Raw genomic sequence first — 23,748 nt, 5'->3', positions numbered from 1 at the left:
CTTTGCTTGCAGTGTCAAACTGAAATCAAACCACAAGGAGTTATTATGCGTAAACATTTATTATTGAGCGGGATTGTTTCAGTATTTTTGACTGTTCCCTGTATTGCTGAAACTGTGCATTTCCCTGAAGAAATCGTGCCGTTACAAGTGGGCGATAAAAAAATTGAACATTCATTTTTCAACCGTGTTGATGAAGTCGAACTGACTCCCGGCGTGTATCAATTCAAACTTAAGTACACGGATTTATATGAGCAAGGCTACGATGAGCATCAAGTTGTCGATTCTGAGCCATTTTGGGTAACAATGACCATTGCTGCAAATACCGATTACGATGTGGTGTTTAATCGTGCTGATAATGCGGTGGCGGCAAAGGTGTTTGCTGAGGCTCCACAGGTGAGTTTGCAAGCGAAGGGAGAGTCATTAGGCACGCCTTTAGCGATTATAGCTGAACCAAATTTGAGCAGCGGTGCAACACCTCAAGTGGCAACAGCACCTGCAGCGAGTACCACGGCAATTGCTACGGCGACCGCAGTGCAAGTTCCAGCATCTCGCCCCACGGCAAACGCAGGTAATGCGCCAAATGCGGCAGCAATGCTCGATTTTTGGTGGCAACAAGCCAGTGCGCAAGAGCAGCAAGCTTTCATCAATAAAGTTACCAAAAATAAATAGCAAAAAGGGCGAATAAATCGCCCTTTTCTATTTTGTTGTTTAGCTATTACTTAGCAAATAAGTCGTCAACTGTACCTTGTGCAAGTGGGTGGTAACCCGGGCGAGCTTTAATGTAAACATCGTGAGCCCACTCACGCTTACCATTTTTGATCAAGGCTTTGTATAGCGGCACAATCAACTTGCGACGGCCAATGCCTGATAGGTGCTTATCAAGTGCTGGATAAATTGGTTGATAACCATTGCCTACCGCAAGCATATACCATGCAAACGCACGCTCAGCATTGGTTGACTGAGTTAAGTTAAACTCTGCATCTAATGCGGCCATTTTTTCTAGGCTTAAATCGCGCGGTAAGTTATTTAAAAAATGTAGCCACTCATGCACAGTCCAATTCGTGGTAGGAAGTTGTGCGGCGGTTGTTTCACCTTTTAACCATGCGGCAGATGCTGCATCTACTTTATCAAATGCATCAGAGGTTGGGTTTGGCGCATCATTTGGTAAACCTGGTTGAAAAATCCACTCATTAACTTTATCCATGCTGACCACGCCTGGATATTTTTCAATTAAGTTAGCTTTTAAATACGTTACAAATTCTGCAGTGGTTAATGATTTGAATGAAAACTCTTTAAAATAAGCTTTTACAAACGAGTCAAATTTATCACGGCCGTACTTGTTTTCTAAGTAGATTAAAAATAGCTGCCCTTTGGTATAAGGGACTGAGCTGAAAGCGTCATCTGGATCGCGGCCATTAAGTTTTAAGTTAAGGCGTGTATCAGGTGCATCAATCGTTTTTAGTTGCGCACGCAGGCCTGCAGCATCAAGAGCTTGCTCCATAACGGCACGGTCACGACCAAATACTTCTTCCATAATGCGGTTTTCAACGTATGAGGTAAAACCTTCGTTTAACCATAAGTCTTCCCACGTTGCATTGGTTACTAAATTACCAGACCAAGAGTGCGCAAGCTCGTGAGCAATCAGGTTTACTAAGCTTTTATCGCCAGCAACAACTGTTGGCGTGATAAAAGAAAGGCGTGGGTTTTCCATGCCACCAAATGGGAAACTTGGCGGTAGCATTAGTAAGTCATAACGACCCCATGCATATTCGCCATACATGGCATTGGTTTTATCGATCATCGCTTGCGTGTCGTTAAACTCGGCAACGGATGCATCTAAAATAGTTGGCTCAGCAAATATACCGGTTTGCTTAGACATGGCTTTAAATTCTAAGTTACCTGCACCAATGGCAATTAAGTATGGCGAGATAGCTTGTGGCATATCAAAAATGTAATCGCCGTCTTTATATAAAGCATCCTTGTTATCTGCACTCATAACTGCACGAATATCTTTAGGTGTGTGGATTCGCGCTGAGTAAGTTACACGCATTGCTGGTGTATCTTGTACTGGGATCCAACTACGAGCATGGATTGCTTGTGATTGGCTGTACATAAATGGGTGGCTTTTACTGGCGGTTTGTTCTGGGGTTAACCATTGTAAGCCAGATGCTTCTGGGCGGCTGTTATAATAAATACGTACTTTAGGTGCTTGGCTTTTAAACGTAATGGTTAGTTTTGAGCCTTTCACATCATCGCGCTTCGCAAGCGTGAACTTAGCTTTGTGCCAGCTGCCATTTTGACCTTGATACATGACTTTATCGATGTCTAAATCGCGAGTATCAAGCACTAAGGTTTTGCTAGTGGTGTTTTGCCATGCTAGCGTGTGTTCAACAAAACCTTCTAATTGCTTGTCGGCAAAGTCGACATCTAAATCAAGGTTTAAATGCGTTGTGATGACGTCATCAAGATTGGCATATGAGTTTTGATCAATGGCACTGGCCATTGCTTGAGAGCACATTCCAGCCATCGCGAGGCTTAAAAAGAGAGGTTTGATTTTCATAAATACCCTGAACACGAATAAAAAGTGCAGGTTTTATATCATGATTGCGATTCTTGTTTGAGCATTTTTTACAATCTAGTGCAACATTTGCGACTAAGAGTTACACTAGTGCGATTAGTGACAATTAACCTTTGAGGCGTTTTGTGGCTCAGTCCCTGCAATCTTTCCATACCTTTTCTTTAGCGAGTCAGTGCTCGCAATTAATCGAAATTACTGACTTAGCGCAATTGCAGCAGCTAACGTTTGCTAGCCCTTTTTGTATTTTAGGTGAAGGCAGCAACACTGTTTTTTTAAGCACCTATCAAGGGACTGTGATCAAAATGGCGACTCGCGGTGTTAATACCACTGAGCGTCAAGATGACTATTTACTAGAGGTAGCTGCAGGTGAAAACTGGCATCAACTTGTGCGTGATAGTTTAGCGCAAGGCATGCCAGGGCTTGAAAATCTCGCTTTGATCCCAGGAACCGCAGGTGCAGCCCCAGTGCAAAATATTGGAGCATATGGTGTTGAACTAGCGAAATATATTGAATATGTAGAATATTTAGATATTGCGACAAAGCAAATAAAACGGCTAAACAAGCAACAGTGTCTGTTTGGTTATCGTGATTCTATTTTTAAGCAGCAATTAAAAAATAAAGCGGTGATCACTACAGTGGCGCTGGCATTACCAAAGCAGTGGCAACCAGAGCTAAGTTATGGTCCTTTGCAGCAACTAGATACAGTGACCCCACAAAGCGTGTTTGAGCAAGTGGTTACAACCCGCAATAGTAAACTGCCCGATCCTTATGTGCTCGCGAATGCTGGTAGCTTTTTTAAAAACCCAATAATCACTAATCAGCAATTACACACCCTGTTACAAGCGCATCCGCAATTACCGCATTATGTTTATGACGAGCAACACCATAAAGTAGCCGCGGGCTGGTTGATTGAGCAAGCGGGGCTGAAAGGGCACCGTATTGCAGGCATAGAAGTACATCAACAACAAGCGCTGGTGCTGGTAAATCATGGTAATAGTAATGGCGACGACCTGATTGCCATGATCACTTATATCCAGCAACAAATTTGGCAGCGTTATCAAATAGAGCTACACCATGAAGTGCGGTTAATGGCAGTCACTGATGAGTGTCACATTACCCTTGAGGACAGAGCATGAAAGCACCAGATGGCAATAAACTGGCTATTTTAAATGCACTTAATCAAGGTGGCTTTATCTCAGGACAATTACTGGGTGAGCAATTGGGGATTAGCCGCGCAGCGGTGAGTAAGCACATGCAAAGTTTACAAGAGATGGGTTTAGACATTTTTAAAGTCAGTGGCAAAGGCTACAGCTTAAATAATAATGTCGGCTTATTAGAGCAAACCAAGATCCAACAGCATTACCAAAACTTAGGGGCACACACCGCGCAAGTGGAGGTCCAGCCAATTATTGATTCGACTAATAGCGAGCTAATGCGCCGTATTGCAGCGAAACAAATATTAGAGTCAGGAACAGTGATTGTTGCGGAAATGCAGCAAGCAGGGCGCGGTCGCCGTGGCCGAGTGTGGCAATCGCCGTTTGGCGCAAACTTATATTATAGTTACTACTGGCGTTTAGATGATGGCCTGCAAGCGGCAATGGGAATGTCGATTGCTGTAGGGTTAGCGGTATTTGATACCTTAAAAGCATTGTATAAGTTGGAAATTCAACTGAAGTGGCCAAATGATATTTATCTTAATAATGAAAAACTCGCTGGCGTGTTAGTTGAATTAGATGGTCAACCGCAAGGGCCATGTCAGTTAGTTATTGGCATTGGTATTAATTTACAAATGCCCGACAGCTTTAGTCAGCACATCGACCAAGCGTGGACTGATTTAAGCCAGCATACTAAGCAGATTGATAAAAACCAGTTGGTTGCATATTTAACCTATTACCTTGAGCAGCGGCTCGCACAATATAGTCAAACTGGCCTAAATGATATGTATCAACAATGGAACAGTTTAAATGTATTTGCTGGGCAATATGTTGAGCTTAACACTGGGCATCGCAGTTGGGGGGGGATTTGTGAAGGTATTGATGCTAACGGTGGTATTCGTATTCGCCAAGATGGTGAAGTGAAAAGTTATTATGGCGGAGAAATATCATTACGTAAGGCGAGCGTATGAGATTATTAATTGATGTAGGCAACACCGCACTAAAAGCGGCTATATGGCAAGATGGGCAAATCAAATCATGCGAGCTTAATGTACAGCCATGGTCGCAAATTAACGAGGTTGTGTATGCCAGTGTTGGTAAAAGTGAGCAGCTAAATGAGTTACTAGCACAGGCAAGCGTATTTCAGGTACCTTGCTTTGAAGCGAAGGTGACTAAGCAATTGAGCAACTTAAGTTGTGCATATCAACAATTTCATAATTTAGGTATTGATCGTTGGCTTGGTTTAATTGCCGCCTTTCAACTATGGCCACAACAAGATTGCATTGTAATAGACACAGGGACTGCCACAACAATTGATGTCCTTACTGCGCAAGGCCAGCACTTAGGTGGCTGGATATTACCGGGGCTTGATTTAATGACACGCTCATTAACACAGAATACGCAGCGTGTTTTTGATGATGCCAATACGCCTTTTGTGAATGAGCTGGGTGTAAACACACCGAATGGTTTAAAAAATGGCGCGCTAGTGGCAACCTTAGGGGCTGTTGAACAAGCAAAATTGCAGTTCACCAATAAAAAACCTCAACTAATTTTTGCTGGTGGCTACGGTGCATTACTGAAAGCGCAATTTTCAGACGCGATTTATGATCCACAATTAGTGATGAAGGGGCTCAATTATTGGTATGAATTGAGTGAAAAGTAACAAAAACACCGTGTTTTGCGTGATTTGTGAGCATTCAAGCTAAAAAATTACATTTTTTTCAAATTTATTGTTGCATCACCACCAACCTTCCTCTAATATCTCGCCCCGTACTAAAGCAGTGCCGACTTAGCTCAGCTGGTAGAGCAACTGACTTGTAATCAGTAGGTCAACCGTTCGACTCGGTTAGTCGGCACCACTTTCCTTTTACCGAAAGTGCTTAGTAAAGAATTATCGTGGAGGGGTTCCCGAGCGGCCAAAGGGATCAGACTGTAAATCTGACGGCTCAGCCTTCGCTGGTTCGAATCCAGCTCCCTCCACCACTTTATTCTTGACGGTTAGAGGTAGTTTAAGAACAGGTTCCTAACGCGGGCATCGTATAATGGCTATTACCTCAGCCTTCCAAGCTGATGATGCGGGTTCGATTCCCGCTGCCCGCTCCAGTTTCTGGTGTTGCTGATATAGCTCAGTTGGTAGAGCGCACCCTTGGTAAGGGTGAGGTCGGCAGTTCAACTCTGCCTATCAGCACCAGTCTTAGAATCTTCTTGATTACTTCCTTTATCTGTCAGAAAATACTATTTGAAATTTGAAAAAATTAACTTAATCTACCTCCGGTGGATTATTTTCATATGTAATCTAGATACACAAAACTGATAGGTTCCGTCATGGCAAAAGCAAAGTTTGAACGCGTAAAACCGCACGTAAACGTAGGTACAATCGGCCACGTTGACCACGGTAAAACAACCCTAACTGCAGCAATCACTAACGTACTTGCAAAAGTATACGGCGGTGTTGCTAAAGATTTCGCATCAATCGATAACGCTCCAGAAGAGCGCGAGCGTGGTATCACAATCTCAACTTCACACGTTGAGTACGATACACCAACTCGTCACTACGCACACGTAGATTGTCCTGGACACGCCGATTATGTTAAAAACATGATCACTGGTGCTGCTCAAATGGACGGCGCTATCCTAGTTGTTGCTGCGACTGACGGCCCTATGCCACAAACGCGTGAGCACATCCTTCTTTCTCGTCAAGTTGGCGTTCCTTACATCGTTGTGTTCATGAACAAATGTGACATGGTTGATGACGAAGAGCTACTTGAACTAGTAGAAATGGAAGTTCGTGAACTTCTTTCTGAGTACGACTTCCCAGGTGATGACTTACCACTAATCGCTGGTTCTGCGCTTAAAGCGTTAGAAGGCGAGAAAGAGTGGGAAGACAAGATCATTGAACTTGCAGACGCACTTGATTCATACATCCCAGAGCCAGAGCGTGACATCGATAAGCCATTCATCATGCCTATCGAAGACGTTTTCTCAATCCAAGGTCGTGGTACAGTTGTAACTGGTCGTGTTGAAGCTGGTATCATCAACGTGAATGACGAAGTAGAAATCGTTGGTATCCGTGATACAACTAAATCTACTTGTACTGGTGTTGAAATGTTCCGTAAGCTACTAGACGAAGGTCGTGCTGGTGAGAACATTGGTGCACTTTTACGTGGTACTAAGCGTGAAGATGTTGAACGTGGTCAAGTACTAGCTAAGCCTGGTTCAATCAAGCCACACACTACATTCACTTCAGAAGTATACGTACTTTCGAAAGATGAAGGTGGTCGTCACACTCCATTCTTCAAAGGTTACCGTCCACAGTTCTACTTCCGTACAACTGACGTAACTGGTGACGTACAGTTACCAGAAGGCGTAGAAATGGTAATGCCTGGTGATAACGTTAAGATGACAGTAACTCTAATCGCGCCAATCGCGATGGACGAAGGTCTTCGTTTCGCTATCCGTGAAGGTGGCCGTACTGTAGGTGCTGGTGTTGTAGCAACTATCGTTGAGTAATAATTAACTTTTAAGTTAATTATTACTAAAAAAACCCGAGCTTAGTCTCGGGTTTTTTAATGGCTGTGATTTGAGCTGTAAGCTCTAAGCCTGTCTCTTGATCACAAGTCGAGTTCCTTCATAAAAGCATAGGACTCGACTAAAAATACCAACTTCACCCAGCCATCCCACATGGCTTTTGTGCCAACACGCCCTGTTCGTTTACTATCGTGCCAACCTCCCAATTTGGCTATCGCATAATATGCCCACTTTAACGACGGGGCTTTCTTCGGCAGTGCAGCCTGCTGATTTGTCGCTTTAAAGAGTAATTTCCAACTTAATGTGTCTAAATAGACTTCGCAGCTGATTTTTTCTGCTTCTTCTCTATTTTGAGCAAGCTCCCTTAATTGTAAGAGTCTGACCGCTATAAATGCCTCTATTACTGCTGCCTTTTTTAGATTGTCTAAATGCTGCATGCGTAATTTCTCGACTTCTGTTCCTTCCGTTTTCCAAATCTTATGGAACTCTTCTATACGCCACCGTAACTCGTAATAACGCGCTATTTTTCTTGCTTCTACTGCATTTGTAACCGACTCTGTTGTATACAGTAACCACTGTAATTTATTCTTGTTGTCGTTATTTTGTTCCGTGCATACCACGAGGGTCAGCGGGGCTTCTTTTTCACCTTTTGCTCTTTGTGGTTTTTTCAATTTAATCGATGTAAAGCTTACATCTATATGGGCTGTTCGTGCTTTTCTCCCGCCTCTTTGTTGAATATCTATTTCATACTGACCTGCGGGAGTGAGTGTCGGTAAAATATCTTCTAATTTATGATATTCACCTACAAGACGACGATTGTCTTTTGCTCTGACAATAAAGCGGTGTTCATTTTGTATTTGGTAATCAAGGTATTCATACATGTCCGCTTCGCGGTCACATACGTCTATTACATTACTTAAATCACCAAGGCGCTCTTTAACTTCTTCAACATTATTTTGCCATTTGTAGCTTTCTTTTAGCTCTCTATCACGGCATTGCAGCGTATTTTGTTTACCCGTTTGTTTCTTCTCTCTATACCAGTAATGTTGGTATGCAAGCCCTATTGCTTTTTCTTCATTTGCATCGAGCATCAGTGTTGAGTGAGCGTATAAAGTGCGACCTTTAGAGCTGCGCTTTTCATCAGATGCCGAATTGACCTCACCTAATTCATCACATACTGAATGTTTATAGCTCAGCCCTGTTGTATCTTGAAGAGCGAGCACGAGTGGTCGCTCTCTAACGATATTGTCAGTATGGGCAAACCCAGCCAGTGCAATGTCATCAGCAGAAATATTATCGTTACGGATAAAGCGATACGCACCTTCAATACTTGCAGGGTCTGGGCAGGATGACATTAACGACTTACCGGCATTACTTGCTAAAGAAGCGGCTATCTTTACAAGGCGTTTAGTGCGGCGAGGATCGTTAAGCTTAGCTTTACTGAAAATAAGTTGCGCCCATTCGAGAGATTCATTGCTTACCATATTCATGACCTAATTTTTTTGTTTATTAGATCATGAATATAAGAAAATAGAAACTTCTGTATAAGAGACAGGCTCTAAGCCGTCAGCGAAAGACAAGCTTCTCTTGACACCTAAGTTAAAATGAGCAAAATTTTGCAGCTGATAGCTTATGGTTTTTTCTTTAACTTTTTCTGCTCGCGCTTTTGTTCTGCTTTTTTAACGTGTTTGCTGATCCATTTGGTCATTTTTGCCATTAATGCTGGCGGGAAGTCGTGGCCCATACCCTTAACTATCTTTAATTTTGCTTTGCGTATCTGCTGTGCGGTTTGCTTTCCTGCGGCAACAGGCATGACAGGGTCTAAACTGCCGTGAATGACTAATGTCGGGGCTTTTATTTTCGGCATTAAATGCTGCCGACAATCACTGGCGGCAATAGCTGCCAGTTGGCGGTTAAAACCTTGCGGGTTGTGTGCTCTATCAACTCCTAATGTCGCTTGTTTACGGAGCCTTTGTTCATCTTGAGGATAGGCGGGGCTACCAATTAATTGATTGAGTTTTATATTGTAATGAATAGCGCTATCGCGATTTGCTCGTAACGGGCGGTGTTTAGCGAGTCGCAAAAATAACTTTAAACTCGATGCTGATAGTTTAGGTTTAGTTGAGCTCGACATAATTGAGGTTAAACTCAAAACCTTCTTTTTATTTTGTGCTGCAATAAGTTGCGCAATCATACCACCCATAGATGCACCTACTAGGTGAGCTTTTTTAATTTTTAGCGCAGCCATCAACTCGATGACATCATTTGCCATATCATCTAAGGTGTATGGGATATGAGATGCAACTGGCAAGCGTGTGCTTAACCATATTTTAAATAGGTTTGGGTTGCCTAGCTGCTCAAGTTTGCTCGAAAGCCCTGTATCGCGGTTATCGAACCTGATCACCCGAAAACCATTATTAACTAAGCCATAATACAGTTCGTCAGGCCATACTGTTAATTGTGCACCGAGTCCCATTATCAAAATAATAACGGGAGCAGCAAGCTCTCCGCTATCTTGATAGCTAATGCTGATGCCGCTGCTCGTTTTGATAGTGCGCATAGTCGATTATGGATCTAATGCAGCTAATTAATTATGCAAAGTATAGCTAGAACAACGAGTAGCTTCATGTTTATTAGTATGAATTTTTTATATTCAAAGGCTTCTGCTTTGCAACTATTTGCTTTTAACTACCGCCGCTTGCATGGCCCTGCAGTTTTTCTAGCATTTTTTGATTGCCGAATACCTCATCTAGTAACGTTTTTACGTCATTATCAGTGGGATTTTGATATAAAGTTAAAAGATGCTGCGCTACTTGTTGGGTGTAGTCACTTTGCTCATTTTGCGCTTGATAGTATTGCATCACTAAACCTTGTACAGCTAAGCGACGCACATAGTCATTGTTATCAGTTTCTAATAAATGAGTAAACTTTTCGACAACACGGTGATCAAGCACCGGTGTTTGTGTAATGGTCTCTATTGCTTGTATTTTAAAATTACCATCAGTGCAATTGATAGCTCATTATAATCGCTATTTAATGGGATGTTAGTAACCACTATTTCCGAGCCATTTTGGTGTATAGCGTTTTGTTTTGTATGTGGGGTTACTATATGTTCTGCGAAAAAAGTACCGTAACACGATATAGCAATGGCCATTGTGGCGATAACAATTGCTACAGAGCCCTTATTGATAGGCATTAAAAATGTGCTCCAAAGATAAAACGCTAATTTACCTCTTTTGGCGAAAAAGTTCTGTTAAAAGATGTAAGAAGGTAGGTACACAAATGCATTTTTTAGTGGATAGGGCATAAGCTCCAGTTGCCCAGAGCTTAAAATTTACGGATTAGTGCTTTTTCGCATACTCTTCAGCTTGCTGCCATACGCGTAATACATTACCACTTAATATTTTTTTGATATCAGTGTCGCTGTAGCCTCTATCCATCAAGCCTTGTACAAGGTTAGGGTAGCTAGATACATCTTTTAAGCCTATCGGTAACGAATCGCCTACACCGTCATAGTCAGAGCCAATACCAACGTAATCGATACCAATAAGCTCAACAACGTGATCAATATGATCTAGCACTTGCTCAAGGCTGGCAAACGGGAATGGGTTTTTAGCACGATACGCGGCATCAAAATCTTTACTTAGTTTAACGCCTTGCTTTTTAGCATCGTCTTTTTTGTTATTGAGTTGGTCGTACCAACTGCGCGAGCTCGATGTAACAAAGCTTGAACCAAAGTTAATTTGAATAACACCGCCATTCTTTTTCAGTGCGAGCAGCATATCGTCATCCATATTACGCTCAAAGCCCGGCGTGTATTTACGTAGCGATGAGTGTGAGGCGATCACCGGCGTTTTAGATAGTTCTATTACTTGATAAAACGCATCATCTGAAATATGTGAAACATCAATCAGCATGCCGATGTTGTTCATCTCAGTAACCAGCTTTTTACCAAATGGGCTTAGGCCTTTCCATTTGCGGCGAATATCATACGACGAATCTGCAATATGGTTGCTTTGTGAGTGAGCTAGGGTGATATAGCGCACACCACGGTCAAAAAAGTGTTGTAGGTTTTTCATATCGCCTTCAATGGGTGAGCCGTTTTCCATGCCCATGGCAAGTGACATTTTACCTTGCTTAAATTGCGCTTTAATATCAGCGGTAGAGCTTGCAATAGCAAACTTGTCTGGAGCACGTTGTGCAATCGCTTCCATGCTATCAATGAGTTGATTTGCTAATTGGTAGCTTTTACCTTTTCCTTCAAACTCTAAATGAGCTGGAATATAAATCGACATAAACGGCGCATTTAAGCCACCTTGTACTGCGCGCGGGTAGTCAAAATCACCGTCATCAGTGGCTTTAGTCACATCAGCCCATTTCGCATGAATACGGTACGGCACATCGATATGAGTATCGATCAAAATGGTATCTTGCGTGAGTTTAATTGCTTTAGCTGAGGGGGTAATTGTAGCTGCATTTACTTGGCTGCTAAGAGCTAAAGAAATAGCAACAACCATTGAGCTTAGTTTTATCATTTTTAATGGCTCTTTAAGGAAAAAAGCCATTGTCTATTTTTGCAACGCTGGTTACAAGTTTACTCGTTAAATTGCTCTTCACTTTGCAGTGCTTTAAATTCGCTCTTCGAAATAATAGTGACCGATTCGTGTAGTTCAGAGAAAAACACCAGCGCTTCGCCAGTGGTTAATTGCTGCTTGACTTGCGCCACTTTACTTTCAATGCTGAATTCTTGCTCACCGTAATCGGTGCCTTCACGCAAAACATAGCTTTCAATAAGGTTATACAATGTATCTTTATCGAGTTGTTGGTGTGGAATGATCATAACGGCTCTTTTTTAACGATCTGATTGAAGTACTCAGGCACGATTTGCTCTAACCAGTAAACAGGTTTAAATGGGTTACTACCCGTTATAAAACCAACATGGCCGCCTTTTTCTGAGATACGCAGCGTAACATGCTCACTCACATCTTGCCTACTAGGTACGGCTTTAATCGACAGCATAGGGTCATCTTTAGCGTGAATAATTAAAGTGGGTGTGGCGATATGTTTTAAATATGCCTTGGCACTGGCTTGCTGGTAATAATCTTCAGCGCCATTAAAGCCATGCAGTGGTGCTGTGAGGTGCTCATCAAACAGCCATAAATCATCAATGGCCAGTAATTGCTCTGGCGTTAAATTAATTTGTTGCTTGATTTGCGGCAGTTTACGGTGCATGGACTTCTTCATCCGATCGAGCAAATACTTCTGATAAATTTTTGCTAAGCTTTTACGTATTACTTGGCATGATGCCGATAAATCATAAGGTGCAGATACAACCGCTGCGCCATTAAGTAAACATTGCGACCCTTGTTCACCTAAGTATTTTGCCAGTACGTTACCACCGAGTGAAAAACCAACTGCCAGCAAAGGTCGATCTGGAAACTGCTGTTTGAGCTGTTTTATAAAAAAATCAAGGTCGCCAGTTTCACCACTGTGATAAGCACGGGGTAGGCGGTTAGCTTCAGTCGAACAATTACGAAAATGCATTAATACAACACTAAAACCACTTTTTTTCAGGGCTTTCATCATACCTTTGGCATAAAAGCTATTTATGTTGCCCTCAAGGCCGTGCAGCACAATAGCCAGCGGGGCATCGTCATTTTTTGGTAACGACCAAGCAAGCTCTAAAAAATCACCGTCTGGGGTATCAAGCTGTTCTAATTGGTAACGGGTATTATGAAAAGGGCGAAAGAAACGCGGCATAATTGTTTGTACGTGACGGTTACTCATCCACCACGCAGGCTTGAAATTTGTAAGCATTATTTATAACTACCCAGCTAATTGAAGTATTAGTGTAACAAATTTTTAGCAATAAAAAGCCCCTAATCAAACAACTTGATAAGGGGCTTTGCGCGTCGTGCTTAATTCTAATTGGGTGTTTGGTCGTCATGCACTTTCTTGATAAAAAAGTACACAAAGAAAAGGCATAAACTGATCACGACTCCCAGAAAACCGAATGATAAAAATAGTACTGGGTCACTAAAAAAGTCTCTGAAGAATACGTCCATAAATGCCTCCTAATGGCTATGGGTTCATCATAGTGCGAGTTGGCAGAGGCTGATATGATCCAGATCAAGCTACTTTGTTGATTATAAAAAGCGTGATTGAGAAGTTGATTTGGATCAAGGAAGCTAAGTGAAGTTAGAGAAGGGGGAAGGTTAAAGAGACAAAGCTCTGGGGATCTTGTGGGCCATCATTGATGAGCAAAATTGGAAGTTACCAGTCTTTACAGTTTTCTTGTAAACTGCATTGTTTATAAAAACTGTAATGTAAGGAGAGATCTTGAGGGTTACGCGGATAGTTAAATACACTTTAGTGAGAGGATGTAACTAATTTTGTGTAAATGCCTATCATAATTTACTCTATCAAGAGTTTAAGGATTAGGCGATGAACATGAATAAAGAAGAACTTGAAGCGTTTGCAAAAGAAGCAGCTAAAAGCATTAAAACACCTGACGATTTAAATCAATTTAGTCAGATGTTAAAAAAGATAACCGTTGAAGCCGCACTTAATGCAGAAATGGATGAACATTTAGGCTATCAAAAACACAGTAAATCCACGAGCAGTAATAGCCGAAACGGTAAAACAAGTAAGCGTATCAAGACAGAAGACGGTGAGTTTGAGCTTGATACGCCCCGCGACCGTGAAGGCTCTTTTGAGCCGCAGCTTGTTAAAAAGCATCAATCTCGATTCACCTCAATGGATAATAAAATTTTATGGCTGTATGCCCAAGGAATGAGCACACGCGATATCGTGAATGCTTTTCATGAGTGGTATGGCGCTGATATCTCTCCCACATTGGTGTCACGTGTTACCAGTGCTGTTATGGAGCAGGTCACTGAATGGCAATCTCGCCCCCTGGATGCGATTTATCCTATTGTTTATTTGGATTGCCTGGTTGTAAAAATACGCCAAGATAAGCGCGTTATCAAAAAGTCTATTTACCTTGCTTTAGGTATTAATATTGACGGCCATAAAGAATTGCTTGGCATGTGGATTTCAGAAAATGAAGGGGCTAAGTTTTGGTTGAGCGTGCTCACCGAATTAAGCCAACGGGGCGTTGAAGATATCTTAATCGCGTGCGTAGATGGCCTGAAGGGATTTCCTGATGCAATTAATACTGCTTACCCGCAAACTCATGTTCAATTGTGTATAGTGCATATGGTTCGCAACTCATTGAAATATGTCTCATGGAAAGATTATAAAGCCGTGACGGCTGATTTGAAGCTGATTTACCGCTCGTCGACAGAAGAGGAGGCGTTGCTGGAGTTGGAGCGATTTGCAGAGAAATGGGACAATCAATATCCTCAAATAGCAAAGTCATGGCGTGCGAATTGGGACAATTTAAACACGTTATTTAATTATCCGGATGCAATACGAAAAGCCATTTATACAACGAATGCCATTGAGTCACTCAACAGCGTTATTCGCCGAGCGATTAAAAAGCGTAAGATATTTCCAAATGACGACTCTGCGAGAAAAATGATTTATTTGGCAATAAAAGAGGCATCGAAAAAATGGACGATGCCAATTCGTGACTGGCGAAATGCAATGAGTCGTTTTATCATTGAATTTGAGGAACGACTCAGCAAGCATATTTAAAATGTAAAACGGGCAGTTACACAGAATCCGTTACAGGCTCTTTAGTGATGGCATTTTTTTATGTAATTTTAGGTTTCTTGACACCCCTGGTTATCAATAGGGTTGCGAGACTAACCTTTGAAGACTTTTTCGTAATCCAGTTAATCCCCTCAGCTTTCTTATCCATGTTCATGTATGGGGTTATGGCTTACAGAAGTTCGAGCCATAATTGGCAATACGCATGTGCGGTTTATGTGTTGGGGTTTTTATTTAGCACTGCGATCACTTCGTTTATTTTGCAAGAGTTGTATATCCCGCCAACTTTAGCTTTTGAGCTACCTATTTCATTTTTAAGTGCAGTTATAGGAACATTAATAGGTATAAGGTTGAGAACCAAAAATAACAACAAGCCTACAGCCTCAGAATTAACGCGCTAAAGCACGACCTACACAAGCGCTAGTATAGCTTTTACTGGCTTTCCTCTTAATAAACGCAGTGTCTCTCACCCTCTTTGTGAATAAGTCATTAAAAGGTCTTTTTGCACAAAGAGAAGAGAATGAGAAGTAAATGAGGGGGGAATGAAAAAATTTGGTTACCCGTAGGAAATGGCTTTAGCCATGAATTATTTTTGTTATTAGGATTGTCGCGCTAAAGCACGACCTACATGAGAACTTTTACAAATAGAGCGATATGTTATGTGGCGCGCTGCAAGGTGTTAGCGCAAAGCTATTAATTGTGGTTATTAACATCTGTTGTTGTTGTTTTTCTAGTTTTAGCTCGGCACTGAGCAGTTCTTTACGAATTGCAGCATAATCTGCAATTTCGGTTTGATTGGCTTTTAAATAGACGCGTGTGGCACGCAAGGGTGTTAATACCTGCTGCTCAAACTCACTAATGGATTCTTCAAGCTTGTTTAGCTGATCTTGGCTAATTGCTAGATTGAGGGAATCTAAATAATACAGTAGCAGGCACAGGTTAACGTTTTTACCTTGCTGATTTTGATAATCTAACAGGCGCGCTTGCATATCACCTTCACTATAAAGCTGACATGCAAATTGCCAAAAGTCGTTGCTGTTAAGCAAGTTCATCGGCAAACGCTTGTTCTTTTTCTTCCATCTCTTCAAGGGCCATAAGTAGCTGCTCTTCGATGTCATTTACTTTTGGCGTTAATGTCGCTTGTTTTGCTATTAGCTCTTTTAACTTTGCTTTATTGTCATCGTTATAAAGCTCGTTATCGCCAAGTGCCTCTTCGATTTCAGCTAATTCCGCTGAGTGTTTATCGAGTTGTTTTTCAAGCTTTTCAATCTGTTTTTTAAGTGGTTGCACGGCTTTTCTAAATTCGGCCTCTAGGCGCTTTTGCTCTTTACGATTTACTTGTGAGTTTGCTTTTGGTTCATCGTCAGCTTGAGTGGCTTTTGCCGCTTCTTTGTTGGCGTTGAGTAGCCATTGATAGTATTCGTCTAAGTCGTAGCCAAATTGAGTTACTTCACCGTTATCGACTAAGTAGTATTCGTCGGCGGTGTTTTTTAGCATGTGACGATCATGAGATACCGTTACCATCGCGCCTTCAAAGCCTTGCAGTGCCATAACCAGGGCATGACGCATCTCTAAATCAAGGTGGTTAGTAGGCTCATCCAGTAGCAGTAGGTTCGGTTTTTGATAAACCAGCATGGCTAAAACTAGGCGGGCTTTTTCGCCACCAGAAAACGGCGCAACTGGCTCAAGGGCTTTATCACCAATAAAGGCAAAACCACCTAAAAAGTCGCGTAGCGATTGCTCGCTGGCTTTTGGATTTAGGCGCTGTAAATGAGTGACTGCGCTGGCTTTTAAATCCAGCGACTCTAACTGATGCTGGGCAAAGTAACCAATGTTTAAACCCTGATGTTGGAACACTTCACCGGCTTGCGGTTGTAACTCACCTGATAGCAATTTGATTAACGTAGACTTACCCGCGCCATTACGACCAAGTAGGGCGATACGACTACCCGGTACTAAGTTAAGTTTAATGCTGTGTAATATGGTGGTGTCGCCATAACCTGCTTGCGCTTTATCTAGGGTCATCAAAGGGTTTGGCAGCGCGATTGGCTCGGCAAATTCAAAGTCAAAGGGCGAGTCGGCGTGAGCGGGGGCGAGTTTTTCCATACGTTCAAGCGCTTTAACACGGCTTTGTGCTTGCTTAGCTTTACTGGCTTTGGCTTTAAAGCGGGTAATAAACTGCTCAAGGTGGGCAATTTGTTCTTGTTGTTTTTCAAACATGGCTTGGTGCTGTAATAAGCGTTCTGCTTTTTGGCGTTCAAACTGCGAGTAATTACCTTTGTAGACATTGATCAGCTGCTTATCAATATGCCAAATTTGATCAACTACCGCGTCTAAAAACTCACGGTCATGCGATATTAATACCAGTGTACCTGTGTAGGCGCGTAAAAAGCGTTCTAGCCAATACACGGCATCTAAATCTAAATGGTTGGTTGGCTCATCCAGTAATAATAAATCCGCGTCGCGAATAAGTGCTTGGGCAAGATTTAAGCGCATCCGCCAACCACCGGAAAAATCACTCACTGGGTTTTCGATTTGGTTATTGGCAAACCCTAAACCATGCAGCAGTTCACCGGCTTTGGCTTCAATGCTGTAGCCTTTGATGTTTTCTAACTGGATATGAACTTTGGCTTGCGTGTCGCCATCGTTATTCTGTTCAGCCTCGCGCAGGGCAATACGCAAGGCGTAATAATCTGGGTGGCCTTGTAATACATAATCTATGGCGCTTATCTCAAGTGCAGGGGTTTCTTGCTTTACCGAGGCAATCGACCAATCTTTAGGAATGCTGCAATTACCTGCATCAAGCTGTAGCTCAGATTTTAATAAGCTAAACAGTGTCGACTTACCGCAACCATTTGCACCAACGAGGCCGACTTTGTGCTCTGGAAATAACGTTGCCGATGCATCTTTAAGCAGTGCTTTACCGCCGCGGAGTAATTCAATTTCTGAGATCTGGATCATGTATTATGCGCTTTACTGTGCCTGTGTGAACTTGGCGCTATCATAGCACGGAAGCTGGGCTATATTTCAATTGCTAGCGTATCAACTGAACAGTTATTGGGTTAAAATGCGGCGAGTTTCTTTTCTAACTGTGAGTAAGCGTAGTGAAGCAGAAAAAACGATTTATTGCAGGAGCAACCTGCCCAGAATGTAAAACAATGGATATGATGATGCTTTATAAAGAGCATGACGTAGAAAAAGTTGAATGCATGCAATGCGGACATAAAATGGCGCAGCCAGAACAGGCAGTGCAAGCATCAACACGCCAATTTGAGCAAGTTATTGGCGTGTTTAAACCAGGCGATTAAGCCACTGCAATTAATAATGCGGTGGTGGTGGCTCTGGCATATTAGACATCATCGACGGTGATGATTGCGACTCTTTAATTTTTTCGGCCAGTAGCTCTGTTTGGCGTTTCATTTTCGCTAACAGCTGCTGGTGAACCTTAATTTCGTCATTTAAAATTTCAATCGTTTCATCTTGAAAGGCTATTTTAGCTTCAAGTTCTGTTAAGCGATGTTCAATTGTGTTCATTTTTATCTCGTCTAATAAAGCGCTCAGCTATTCCGCTGGAGCTTTCGGTTAACAACCTTGTATCGTTGTCAGTAAAAGCAACATCTAGCACCACCGCCGATTTAGGTCTGCTGCCTTCGCGCGGGGTGACATGCCAACTTTGAATTTTTTCACCGGTATCTAATTGCCATAACTCAACTAAGCGATTAGGTGAGCCGGTAGCAAGTAAGGTGCCTGCGTCATTAAAGCGTACCGCAGTGAAAATTTTCTGTCGGGCAATATACGCCAGTTTACTAACAAGATCACCTGTTGTCAGCTGCCATACATGTGCTTGTGCCATACTGTCTGCGGTAAATGCATAGCGACCTTGTGGATCAAGGGTCACTTGAGTCACTCTGGTTGGGTGATTAAAGCGATGGATCACTTGCCCTGTTCGCGTGTCCCAAAAGTAGGCGACGTAGTCGTTAGAGCCACTGAGGGCAAAATGTCCATTAGGGGATAAATCCACCGCGTTAATTTTTTCTTGGTGGCCAAGGAACTCTATGCGTCTACCGGTCTCTAACTCGAGGTAAACGACCACGCCATCGCTACGGCCGTATAAAACGCTGCGACCTTGGTTGCTAATAGCGATATCTCGAATGGTGGCGGTTTTGATTTTGTAATAGCCGGTATTTTTACCGCTAGCAATATCCCAAACTGCAAAAGTGGTTTTTTCTGCGGTGACAGCATGGCTATTGTCATACGCAATGGCGACAGTGTGGACTAAGCTATCTTGAGCTCGCTGCTGAAACCATTGGTATTTTAGTACTTGCTGTTGATTATCCCACAGGGCGACCCCATGGTGTATGGATGAGATCAGGCTGTATTTGCCATCATGGGATACCGCTGAGGCAAACGCACCTCTAGCTGCATGCTCATAGCTTGCAGTCGCTTGGTCTTTTTGTTCTGAGCAGGCAATTAGTAAGGTGCAGCACAGAAGATACAAAAAAGTACGAAATATCGACATATTACAGGTATTTCCCCTTAACTCTTAGTGATTGAGAGGTTAGACTAGGGCACGTTAAAGGCCAAGGTTGTTTATCTAATAACTTGAAAGTGAGCGGTAGCTTGCAATCAGCAATTAGATAAGTAGCCTATCATGGGCCGTTAATCATTAACTAGTAATAATACAATAAATGACATCTGCAAAGTGTGTCGGAGATTTAAAATGAAAAAGACGATTAAATTGTCATTGATTGCAGCGTCAGTTTTTGCGCTAACAGCTTGTAATCAAGAAGCAAAACAAGAGCAAGCACCTGTTAAACTAGATACTGAAGCACAACAACAAGCATACGGCATCGGTGCATCTGTTGGTAACTTCTTAAATAAAGATTTAGCTGACAAAAAAGAGCTAGGTATTGAGCTTGATCAAACACTACTAATTCGTGGTTTTGAAGACGCCCTTGCTGGCGATGCAAAAATTGACGAAGAAAAAATTCGTGAAGTATTAACTGCATTAGATACATCAGTGCGTACTAAACAAGAAGCACAGGCTAAAGTTGAAGCTGAAAAGAGCCAAGCTGCAGGCGTTAAATACCTAGCAGATAACGCTAACAAAGAAGGCGTTACAGTTACTGAGTCTGGCCTACAGTATGAAGTGATCACTCAAGGTGATGGCGAAAAACCAGTTGCTACTGATGTAGTAAAAGTACATTACAAAGGTACTTTATTAGACGGCACTGAATTTGACAGCTCTTATTCACGTAACGAACCAACAACTTTCCCTCTTAACCGCGTAATCGCTGGTTGGACTGAAGGTTTGCAACTTATGCCAGTTGGCTCTAAGTACAAGTTCACTATTCCTGCTGAGCTTGCTTACGGCGACCGTGACTTAGGTAAAATTCCAGCTAACTCAACGCTTGTTTTTGAAGTAGAACTACTTGAAATTCAAGACGAAGAGCAGGCAGCTGCTGCAGAGTAATGAGTTATTCTGTATTGAGAAGGGGCTAATTAGCCCCTTTTTTATTGCTAAAATTTTAGCTGAAAGCGGCTTCTTTCATGGTCAACGTACCTGCATCAGCATTAAGCTCAATTTGCGTACCGACTGGTAAAATAAACTGTCGTTTAATATGGCCAATCATCGCGCCACGATAAGCAGGAATACCTAGTGGTTTAATGTAATCTGCAAAAATTTCATCAAGGGTTAATGAGCCATAGCCTCTACCAGGCTTACAGTCATTACAATCACCAAATACAAAACCGGCTATTTTATCCAGCGCGCCCATGAGCTTTAAAGTGCTAAGCATACGGTCAATGCGATAAGGTGCTTCATCAATATCTTCTAAAAATAAAATTGCCCCGTCAAAATCAGGTAAATAAGCTGAGCCCGCCAAGGCCGTAAGTACAGTTAAGTTACCACCAATTAGTTGCCCAGTTGCTTTACCAGGTGTGATGGTTTGGGTGAGGTATTGGCTATTAACTAGTTCGTCTTCGGCTTTAGGTAAGTTGCTAAAATGCATGCGTGTTTGTTGTTCAAACATTTGTTTAAACTGCTTCACATGAAACGGGTTCCAGTTACTTGATGCATTGGGACCATGAAAGCTAACAATCCCCGCCTTAGCCAGCAACGCATTGTGAAGTGCCGTAATATCTGAGTAGCCCATCAATGGTTTAGCGTTAGCGCGGATCATGGCGTAATCGAGTAACGGTAAAATACGCGCAGCCCCTGAGCCACCTCGTAAGCAAAAAATAGCATCAACACTGCTGTCGCTAAACAGTGCATTAAGATCATCTGCACGCTGTGTATCAGTACCTGCAAGGTGCCCACGTCTGGCCATAATATTGGGAGCTAACTTAGCTTGGTAACCGAGTGCCTCTATAACTTGCTTAGCTAAAATAATATCTTTTTGATTTGCTGTTGCCGCTGATGGGCTAGCTACACCAATTGTGCCTCTTCTTGGCAAGGCGTTCGGCTTTTTTAAACTTAGCGTAGTTTGGCTTGATAGGTTAGCTGCTTGAACGCTATTGCTAGCGAGTAATCCTGCACTGATGAGTGATACAGACTTTAAAAATGTACGTTTATTCATAGTGAGCCTTTGTTATTTTTATACACAATGGCGCTATCATTACATTATGAGAATATAAATTTCAATTATTTGGGGTGGTTTGGAATATTTAATTTTTTATTGGTTGGGCTACAGTGAAACAAACAAGGAGCTGGACTCCTTGCTGCATCATAATTGTGTGTTATTTAGGTGTGATTAGAATATAAATTATCGATTAATTCATCTTCTAACTCAAAGCGCAGCTCAAGTGCTTCGCCTAGTTTTGATAAGTCATCATCAAAATCTTTGAGTAAATCTTCTTTATCCACTTCCGCATATTTATCATTAAAATCAAGTGCAATATCGGTGGTTTCTGAAATTCGCGGATAAAGTTCACTTGCAAGCTGCTGGCTACTCGGGCCTTTTTGCTCGCATGCTTTGGCAATGTCGTCATACACTTCAAAATGCCCAGCAGATAAGTAATCCATCAAAATTTGACAAAAACTTTGGATCTGTAATTGATCTGGTAAAGCGTGGTCTTTTTGATCATACGGTGAAAAGCCAGCAATACGACAATATAAAACTAACAGCTCTTGACGTTCTGTAAGCCATTTATCGATAACGGTGTGGCTACCACCCCATTTTTGTTGAGCTTTTTCCAAACGCGTCAGCATTATCATTCTCCTTAGCTGGGTTGGTTTCTTCTATAACAATGAAATATGCAGTAAAGATCAACACATTTTTTAAATAATTTAGTAATAAAAGCTTAATGCATTGATATTTATGTAGTTATTATTACTACTTTGCAATTGTTTCAGGCAAGAAAAAACCACCATAAATGGTGGTTTAATTTCTTTTTCCATGACCTGTTAAAACAAGCTTTCTTATTGTTATGGGAAGATTTTTATTTTTGTTGTTATTAAATTTTTATTGTTTTTATTGTTAACGCGGAACAAGTTATACCAAGCTTTTTACAATGTTGCAAACATATTAATAAAAAACTTCAAATGTTACTGCGTGTTGCTCGGTTTTTAAGCGAAAAATAAAACCCATGATCTATATCTATCCAAGTGCGTTTTGCTGTTATAGCGATAGAGCGCTGTGCGATATGGTGATACAATCTGCGCAATTTCATAAAAGCTTTAGGATCACTTACGCATGAGCGAATTAAAAAACGACCGTTATTTACGTGCATTACAAAAACAACCAGTTGATGTAACTCCGGTATGGATGATGCGCCAAGCAGGGCGTTATTTACCTGAATACCGCGCAACACGTGCACAAGCGGGCGATTTTATGAGCCTGTGTAAAAATGCTGAGCTAGCGTGCGAAGTGACACTTCAGCCACTGCGACGCTACCCATTAGATGCCGCTATTTTATTTAGTGACATTTTAACTATCCCTGATGCAATGGGTTTAGGCTTGTACTTTGAAACGGGTGAAGGCCCTAAGTTTGAGCGCCCGATTTCATCATTAGCTGATGTTAAAAAGATTCCAAAGTTAGACCCAACTGATGAACTTGGTTATGTAATGAATGCGGTGAGCACTATTCGCCGTGAGTTGAAAGGTGAAGTGCCGTTAATTGGTTTTTCAGGTTCGCCTTGGACTCTTGCGACTTACATGGTTGAAGGTGGTAGCAGCAAGGTCTTCGGTAAAATAAAAAAAATGGCATTTGCAGAGCCACAAACACTGCACTTATTGCTTGATAAGCTAGCCGACTCTGTGATCGATTACCTAAATGCGCAAATTAAAGCGGGTGCACAGTCACTCATGGTATTTGACTCATGGGGTGGCGTTTTAAGCCCACGTGATTACAACGAGTTTTCATTACAATATATGCATAAGATTGTTGATGGCTTAATTCGTGATTACGATGGCCGTAAAGTGCCTGTAACGCTGTTTACTAAAAATGGCGGCCAATGGATAGAAGCAATTGCTGCAACTGGCTGTGATGCCGTAGGCCTTGATTGGACTATAAATATTGGCGATGCCAAACGACGTGTTGGCGATAAAGTGGCGCTACAGGGTAATATGGACCCGTCAATGCTTCATGGCACACCAGAACGTATTCGCGAAGAAGTAGCAACAATTCTTAAGGATTTTGGTACCGGTAATGGTCATGTATTTAATTTAGGCCACGGTATTACCCCAGATGTAGATCCTGAAAATGCAGGTGTATTCATAAACGCAGTGCATGAATTTAGCGCGCAATACCATAAGTAATAATATGTTAAGTAACGAGTAATTAGTTATTTTTGTCATTAAAAAAGCCCGCTTA

The 23,748-nt window shown here is 41.9% G+C and carries 22 protein-coding genes and 4 tRNA genes; 13 read left to right on the top strand and 13 right to left on the bottom strand.

The genetic code is table 11. The features are described 5' to 3' along the window. The first annotated feature begins 45 nt into the window (after positions 1-45). Entirely contained in the window at positions 46-669 is a 624-nt protein-coding gene (locus tag NDQ71_RS11460) for a DUF2057 family protein (RefSeq protein WP_064668685.1), read from the top strand. A 46-nt stretch (positions 670-715) separates the two neighbouring features. Here the strand turns inward: NDQ71_RS11460 and NDQ71_RS11455 are convergent, their stop codons facing one another. Then, positions 716-2,560, bottom strand: coding sequence for a M1 family metallopeptidase (locus NDQ71_RS11455; protein ID WP_192542580.1), 1,845 nt, complete (start codon positions 2,558-2,560; stop codon positions 716-718). Positions 2,561-2,703: 143 nt separating this feature from the next. Here NDQ71_RS11455 and murB point away from each other — a divergent pair, with 143 nt between their 5' ends. The 8 genes from murB (at position 2,704) to tuf (ending at position 7,242) form a co-directional block, all read left to right on the top strand. Beyond that, complete coding sequence (gene murB, locus NDQ71_RS11450; RefSeq protein ID WP_192542581.1) at positions 2,704-3,714, top strand: UDP-N-acetylmuramate dehydrogenase; 1,011 nt, start codon at positions 2,704-2,706, stop codon at positions 3,712-3,714. Continuing rightward, positions 3,711-4,703: a bifunctional biotin--[acetyl-CoA-carboxylase] ligase/biotin operon repressor BirA gene (gene birA / locus NDQ71_RS11445; protein WP_192542582.1), complete on the top strand. Its 993-nt coding sequence runs from the start codon at positions 3,711-3,713 to the stop codon at positions 4,701-4,703. The genes murB and birA overlap by 4 nt, the downstream gene beginning before the upstream one ends. Then, positions 4,700-5,395 carry a type III pantothenate kinase gene (locus NDQ71_RS11440; RefSeq protein ID WP_192542583.1) on the top strand — a complete coding sequence of 232 codons (696 nt, stop codon included), beginning with the start codon at positions 4,700-4,702 and terminating at the stop codon, positions 5,393-5,395. The genes birA and NDQ71_RS11440 overlap by 4 nt, the downstream gene beginning before the upstream one ends. Positions 5,396-5,515: 120 nt before the next feature. Continuing rightward, positions 5,516-5,591: transfer RNA gene (locus NDQ71_RS11435), tRNA-Thr, on the top strand. Between the two features lie 39 nt (positions 5,592-5,630). Further along, positions 5,631-5,715: transfer RNA gene (locus tag NDQ71_RS11430), tRNA-Tyr, on the top strand. 45 nt (positions 5,716-5,760) lie between these two features. Continuing rightward, positions 5,761-5,835 (top strand) — tRNA-Gly (locus NDQ71_RS11425). A gap of 12 nt (positions 5,836-5,847) precedes the next feature. Beyond that, positions 5,848-5,923 (top strand) — tRNA-Thr (locus NDQ71_RS11420). Positions 5,924-6,057: 134 nt separating this feature from the next. Next, entirely contained in the window at positions 6,058-7,242 is a 1,185-nt protein-coding gene (tuf, locus tag NDQ71_RS11415) for an elongation factor Tu (RefSeq protein ID WP_064668786.1), read from the top strand. A gap of 101 nt (positions 7,243-7,343) precedes the next feature. Here tuf and NDQ71_RS11410 read toward each other — a convergent pair whose 3' ends face one another. The 6 genes from NDQ71_RS11410 to NDQ71_RS11385 all read right to left on the bottom strand — a co-directional run bounded on the left by NDQ71_RS11410 (position 7,344) and on the right by NDQ71_RS11385 (position 13,077). Then, positions 7,344-8,744, bottom strand: coding sequence for an IS4 family transposase (locus NDQ71_RS11410; RefSeq protein WP_301561653.1), 1,401 nt, complete (start codon positions 8,742-8,744; stop codon positions 7,344-7,346). Positions 8,745-8,890: 146 nt separating this feature from the next. Further along, on the bottom strand, positions 8,891-9,820 hold the full coding sequence (locus NDQ71_RS11405; protein WP_192543170.1) for an alpha/beta hydrolase: 930 nt from the start codon (positions 9,818-9,820) through the stop codon (positions 8,891-8,893). Between the two features lie 124 nt (positions 9,821-9,944). Further along, a complete protein-coding gene (locus NDQ71_RS11400) occupies positions 9,945-10,214 on the bottom strand; it encodes a hypothetical protein (RefSeq protein ID WP_283709838.1) in 270 nt (89 codons plus the stop codon). A gap of 387 nt (positions 10,215-10,601) precedes the next feature. After that, complete coding sequence (locus NDQ71_RS11395) at positions 10,602-11,795, bottom strand: dipeptidase (protein WP_192543171.1); 1,194 nt, start codon at positions 11,793-11,795, stop codon at positions 10,602-10,604. A gap of 59 nt (positions 11,796-11,854) precedes the next feature. Next, entirely contained in the window at positions 11,855-12,100 is a 246-nt protein-coding gene (locus tag NDQ71_RS11390; protein ID WP_192543172.1) for a YheU family protein, read from the bottom strand. Further along, complete coding sequence (locus NDQ71_RS11385) at positions 12,097-13,077, bottom strand: hydrolase (RefSeq protein WP_064667686.1); 981 nt, start codon at positions 13,075-13,077, stop codon at positions 12,097-12,099. Before NDQ71_RS11385 ends, NDQ71_RS11390 begins: the two co-directional genes overlap by 4 nt. Positions 13,078-13,710: 633 nt before the next feature. Here NDQ71_RS11385 and NDQ71_RS11380 point away from each other — a divergent pair. After that, positions 13,711-14,919, top strand: a complete 1,209-nt coding sequence (locus NDQ71_RS11380; RefSeq protein WP_192543251.1) for an IS256 family transposase — start codon at positions 13,711-13,713, stop codon at positions 14,917-14,919. A gap of 653 nt (positions 14,920-15,572) precedes the next feature. Here the strand turns inward: NDQ71_RS11380 and NDQ71_RS11375 are convergent. Then, on the bottom strand, positions 15,573-15,986 hold the full coding sequence (locus NDQ71_RS11375; RefSeq protein WP_192540586.1) for a TIGR02444 family protein: 414 nt from the start codon (positions 15,984-15,986) through the stop codon (positions 15,573-15,575). Beyond that, a complete protein-coding gene (locus tag NDQ71_RS11370; RefSeq protein ID WP_192540587.1) occupies positions 15,973-17,895 on the bottom strand; it encodes an ATP-binding cassette domain-containing protein in 1,923 nt (640 codons plus the stop codon). Before NDQ71_RS11370 ends, NDQ71_RS11375 begins: the two co-directional genes overlap by 14 nt. 143 nt (positions 17,896-18,038) lie before the next feature. Here NDQ71_RS11370 and NDQ71_RS11365 point away from each other — a divergent pair, with 143 nt between their 5' ends. Next, positions 18,039-18,242 carry a YheV family putative zinc ribbon protein gene (locus NDQ71_RS11365; protein WP_029216159.1) on the top strand — a complete coding sequence of 68 codons (204 nt, stop codon included), beginning with the start codon at positions 18,039-18,041 and terminating at the stop codon, positions 18,240-18,242. A gap of 10 nt (positions 18,243-18,252) precedes the next feature. Here NDQ71_RS11365 and NDQ71_RS11360 read toward each other — a convergent pair whose 3' ends face one another. Next, positions 18,253-18,468, bottom strand: a complete 216-nt coding sequence (locus NDQ71_RS11360; RefSeq protein ID WP_064667692.1) for a SlyX family protein — start codon at positions 18,466-18,468, stop codon at positions 18,253-18,255. Continuing rightward, positions 18,455-19,453 (bottom strand): WD40 repeat domain-containing protein, encoded by a 999-nt coding sequence (locus NDQ71_RS11355; RefSeq protein WP_192540588.1) that lies wholly within the window; start codon positions 19,451-19,453, stop codon positions 18,455-18,457. Before NDQ71_RS11355 ends, NDQ71_RS11360 begins: the two co-directional genes overlap by 14 nt. A gap of 201 nt (positions 19,454-19,654) precedes the next feature. Here NDQ71_RS11355 and fkpA point away from each other — a divergent pair, with 201 nt between their 5' ends. Continuing rightward, positions 19,655-20,407 (top strand): FKBP-type peptidyl-prolyl cis-trans isomerase, encoded by a 753-nt coding sequence (fkpA, locus tag NDQ71_RS11350; protein WP_192540589.1) that lies wholly within the window; start codon positions 19,655-19,657, stop codon positions 20,405-20,407. Positions 20,408-20,462: 55 nt separating this feature from the next. Here fkpA and NDQ71_RS11345 read toward each other — a convergent pair whose 3' ends face one another. Continuing rightward, positions 20,463-21,512 carry an LD-carboxypeptidase gene (locus tag NDQ71_RS11345; RefSeq protein WP_192540590.1) on the bottom strand — a complete coding sequence of 350 codons (1,050 nt, stop codon included), beginning with the start codon at positions 21,510-21,512 and terminating at the stop codon, positions 20,463-20,465. Between the two features lie 164 nt (positions 21,513-21,676). Further along, a complete protein-coding gene (gene rsd, locus NDQ71_RS11340) occupies positions 21,677-22,144 on the bottom strand; it encodes a sigma D regulator (protein WP_283709843.1) in 468 nt (155 codons plus the stop codon). A 484-nt stretch (positions 22,145-22,628) separates the two neighbouring features. Between rsd and hemE the strand changes: the two genes are divergently transcribed. After that, the gene (gene hemE, locus NDQ71_RS11335; protein ID WP_301561652.1) at positions 22,629-23,693 is read left to right on the top strand and encodes a uroporphyrinogen decarboxylase; all 1,065 of its coding nucleotides are present in this window, start codon (positions 22,629-22,631) and stop codon (positions 23,691-23,693) included. Positions 23,694-23,748: the final 55 nt, after the last annotated feature.

Origin of the sequence: Pseudoalteromonas sp. KG3, from assembly GCF_030436385.1 — a bacterium.
Taxonomy (GTDB): domain Bacteria; phylum Pseudomonadota; class Gammaproteobacteria; order Enterobacterales; family Alteromonadaceae; genus Pseudoalteromonas; species Pseudoalteromonas prydzensis.
The sequence above is the reverse complement of the archived record's forward strand: the minus strand, read 5'-3'. Positions and strand labels throughout refer to the sequence as shown.

Bases quoted from the DNA above. Each gene is read 5' to 3' on its own strand.
- NDQ71_RS11375 (WP_192540586.1), bottom strand. From the start codon at position 15,986: ATGAACTTGCTTAACAGCAACGACTTTTGGCAATTTGCATGTCAGCTT.
- NDQ71_RS11455 (WP_192542580.1), bottom strand. From the start codon at position 2,560: ATGAAAATCAAACCTCTCTTTTTAAGCCTCGCGATGGCTGGAATGTGC.
- NDQ71_RS11405 (WP_192543170.1), bottom strand. From the start codon at position 9,820: ATGCGCACTATCAAAACGAGCAGCGGCATCAGCATTAGCTATCAAGAT.
- fkpA (WP_192540589.1), top strand. From the start codon at position 19,655: ATGAAAAAGACGATTAAATTGTCATTGATTGCAGCGTCAGTTTTTGCG.
- birA (WP_192542582.1), top strand. From the start codon at position 3,711: ATGAAAGCACCAGATGGCAATAAACTGGCTATTTTAAATGCACTTAAT.
- NDQ71_RS11410 (WP_301561653.1), bottom strand. From the start codon at position 8,744: ATGGTAAGCAATGAATCTCTCGAATGGGCGCAACTTATTTTCAGTAAA.
- NDQ71_RS11345 (WP_192540590.1), bottom strand. From the start codon at position 21,512: ATGAATAAACGTACATTTTTAAAGTCTGTATCACTCATCAGTGCAGGA.
- NDQ71_RS11460 (WP_064668685.1), top strand. From the start codon at position 46: ATGCGTAAACATTTATTATTGAGCGGGATTGTTTCAGTATTTTTGACT.
- NDQ71_RS11440 (WP_192542583.1), top strand. From the start codon at position 4,700: ATGAGATTATTAATTGATGTAGGCAACACCGCACTAAAAGCGGCTATA.
- NDQ71_RS11385 (WP_064667686.1), bottom strand. From the start codon at position 13,077: ATGCTTACAAATTTCAAGCCTGCGTGGTGGATGAGTAACCGTCACGTA.
- tuf (WP_064668786.1), top strand. From the start codon at position 6,058: ATGGCAAAAGCAAAGTTTGAACGCGTAAAACCGCACGTAAACGTAGGT.
- NDQ71_RS11360 (WP_064667692.1), bottom strand. From the start codon at position 18,468: ATGAACACAATTGAACATCGCTTAACAGAACTTGAAGCTAAAATAGCC.
- NDQ71_RS11380 (WP_192543251.1), top strand. From the start codon at position 13,711: ATGAATAAAGAAGAACTTGAAGCGTTTGCAAAAGAAGCAGCTAAAAGC.
- rsd (WP_283709843.1), bottom strand. From the start codon at position 22,144: ATGCTGACGCGTTTGGAAAAAGCTCAACAAAAATGGGGTGGTAGCCAC.
- NDQ71_RS11355 (WP_192540588.1), bottom strand. From the start codon at position 19,453: ATGTCGATATTTCGTACTTTTTTGTATCTTCTGTGCTGCACCTTACTA.
- hemE (WP_301561652.1), top strand. From the start codon at position 22,629: ATGAGCGAATTAAAAAACGACCGTTATTTACGTGCATTACAAAAACAA.
- NDQ71_RS11390 (WP_192543172.1), bottom strand. From the start codon at position 12,100: ATGATCATTCCACACCAACAACTCGATAAAGATACATTGTATAACCTT.
- NDQ71_RS11395 (WP_192543171.1), bottom strand. From the start codon at position 11,795: ATGATAAAACTAAGCTCAATGGTTGTTGCTATTTCTTTAGCTCTTAGC.
- NDQ71_RS11370 (WP_192540587.1), bottom strand. From the start codon at position 17,895: ATGATCCAGATCTCAGAAATTGAATTACTCCGCGGCGGTAAAGCACTG.